Annotated in this window: 4 protein-coding genes; 1 reads left to right on the plus strand and 3 read right to left on the minus strand. The window is 73.7% G+C overall.

Translation table 11 applies throughout. From position 1 onward, the window contains the following. Positions 1-301: 301 nt before the first annotated feature. Positions 302-550, minus strand: coding sequence for a hypothetical protein (locus tag PH190_RS30525; protein ID WP_274235310.1), 249 nt, complete (start codon positions 548-550; stop codon positions 302-304). Then, positions 551-889 (minus strand): DUF6247 family protein, encoded by a 339-nt coding sequence (locus PH190_RS30530; protein ID WP_274235311.1) that lies wholly within the window; start codon positions 887-889, stop codon positions 551-553. Positions 890-1211: 322 nt separating this feature from the next. Here PH190_RS30530 and PH190_RS30535 point away from each other — a divergent pair, with 322 nt between their 5' ends. After that, positions 1212-1637: a hypothetical protein gene (locus PH190_RS30535; RefSeq protein ID WP_274235312.1), complete on the plus strand. Its 426-nt coding sequence runs from the start codon at positions 1212-1214 to the stop codon at positions 1635-1637. A 244-nt stretch (positions 1638-1881) separates the two neighbouring features. Here PH190_RS30535 and PH190_RS30540 read toward each other — a convergent pair whose 3' ends face one another. After that, positions 1882-2241 (minus strand): GNAT family N-acetyltransferase, encoded by a 360-nt coding sequence (locus PH190_RS30540; protein ID WP_337993870.1) that lies wholly within the window; start codon positions 2239-2241, stop codon positions 1882-1884. Positions 2242-2454 lie beyond the last annotated feature (213 nt).

Here is a 2454-nt window from a genome sequence, read left to right on the forward strand (position 1 = left end):
GGACAAACACACCAAACATTCAGCACACTGTTGAGTTCTCAAAGGACAACCACACCGCCGTACTGACCTGCTCGCTGAGCGGGCCGTCCGGAGGGCGACCTTCCTATCTTACTGCGTCGACCGGACCGGGATCAACCTCTCTGTCCTGGCGACACGGGAAACAGTACACGGGCGATCTCCGGGCCCTGCACCGGGGGGTGGGGATGTGCAACGCCGCAGGTCGCGACCCTCGGCCCCGCGCGCGGCAACCACCTCACCGCCCCACCGGCGGTGCCGGCGCCCCCGCCGACCCGCCGTCCGCTCAACCGACCCAGTGCACCTGGAGGAGGTCGACGCGCCCCAGGTGCTCGACGACGACGTACGTGACGAGCCCGGTGGCGCCGAAGGCCATGGTGCGGACGGCGCCGTCCGGGTTGCGGTCGACGAGGGGGTCGCCCGCCCACGGCGTGAGCTCGAGGAGGTCGATCACGGCGGCCAGGGCCACCAGGGCGTCCCGGGGCAGGACCTCGAGCACGTCTCGTACCGAGGCGACGTCGACCTCGTACGCCACCTAGAGCCCGAGGCCCGTCCGGACCTCACGCCACGGAGCTCGGGACGGGTGCGGTCCGCCGCTCTTCGCGGCCGCAGCGGCCTCGAGCACGGCTCGGTAGCCGGCGGCGCCGCCCGCCGCGACCGTCACGCGAGCGACGCGGCGCCAGGCCTCGAGGCAGCGGTGCACGACGGCGAGGTCGTAGGTGTCGGCGGCCTGGGCGAGCGCTGCGCGCCACTGACGGTCGAACTCCACCGCGCTCTCCGGGGCGAGCACCGCGCGCACCTCGGCCGGCGTCGCCTGCGCCCAGGTCTCCGCGCCACCCCTACCCGGGTCGGGAGACGATGCTGCGGCGGTCACGGGACGAGGGTAGCGAGCCCTCCCGTCGAGGACCGCCTCCGTGGACGGCGCGCCACGACGGACCGGGACACGGACCGGGACACGAAGCCGCCGGGGCCCGGAGACGCTCAGCGCACCGGGCCCCGACCCCAACCACGGCGAACCGGCGAGGCCGACCGTTCGGAGCGCTCCGGGGACTTGGACACGCCGGAGCGGGGCGTCCGGACGACCTGGTCGTCGATCAGGACGCCTGGGAGGCACGGACGGCCGACCCCCAGCACCGACGAGCGCGGACGACGTTCTTCAGACGCGCAGGCCTCGCAGGAAGCGGACGCCGTGGCTGGTGGTCACCGACGTCATGCCGACGCCCACGAGGCCGGGCAACGACACCCGCTGCGGCGCCGCCCGCGACGTCCCCCAGGCCGGGGAGCCCTGTCGGCACGCCGGCACCGGCCGTGACGACGTGTCTCTGGTGCCGGGTCCGCACGTCGGCCTGGAAGACGAGGACGTGGAGGCCGACGATCACAGCGATGGCGGGCTGGATGAGCTCCGGTCGACGGTCCGCAGTAGGACGACCGCGACGATCTCGACCGCCGAGGCGATCAGCAGGATGCGCGGCCCCCCACGGCCACGCTTCGGTCCGTTCCCGTGGAGCCATTGCACCCCGCCGCACCGGGAACAGCAGCCCGATCCCGGCGAGGAGGACACCGGGCACGACGGACACCACCGACCCGGAGAGCACCCGCCCACCTCGCCCAGAAGAGCGTGAACACGGCCATCAGTCCGAACTCGGTGAGCACCGCGCTCAGGCTCACGGCTCGAGACATTCCACGGTCGCCGAGGCCGCGCGGAGCTCCGATCGCTGCTCCCACCGGTCGCCACCCCTCCCCGGCGCGAGTCGACCGCTGTCGGTGGTCGCGACCGGCCAGGGACAACGCCCGCGGTCGCTGTGGGCCCACCCCTGGCGGGCGCCCGACAGGAGCTGACCGACAGGCGTGCCGCCTGCAGAGCCGTCATCGGAGTCGCAGCAGCCCCGCCGCGGTCGAGAGGCCGCACGCGTCGAGGTAGGGCGCGGGCGAGGGCTCGACGACGTCCACGTGGAGCCAGTCGCATCCGGCGTCTCGAGCGCCGGTGACGGCACGGTCGCCCAGTGCGGTCGCGACGCCGCCGTGCCGGTGCTCCGGCGCCACGGTCGTGTCGAGCAGGGACGCGTGCATGCCGCCGTCCCCGGCCACGTCCACGAACCCCGCGAGATGGCCCGCCGGATCCCGCGCCACGACCCAGCCGGCGAGTGGTCCCGGACCCGATCCCACGTCGCCGGCAGCGCCCAGCCGGGACGTCGGGTGGGAGGTGGACGAGCTCGCCGACGTCACGGGTGCCCGCCACGCCAGGGACAGAGGCCGGCCCGGTTGATCAGCGGGGTCGCGACACCTCGGCAGCGTGCGCTTGCCGTGGCCGCGGATCGATCGCGTCCGCTTGCGTCGGCCAGAGGCCGCGACATTCGCATCTGTGGCGCCCGTGAACGGGTCTAAAATGCCGAAAGGGGCGAGTGCTCCCGGGGTGGGAGTTCTCGCCCCTTTGGTGGT

Origin of the sequence: Actinomycetospora straminea, from assembly GCF_028737255.1 — a bacterium.
In the GTDB taxonomy this organism is placed as follows: domain Bacteria; phylum Actinomycetota; class Actinomycetes; order Mycobacteriales; family Pseudonocardiaceae; genus Actinomycetospora; species Actinomycetospora straminea.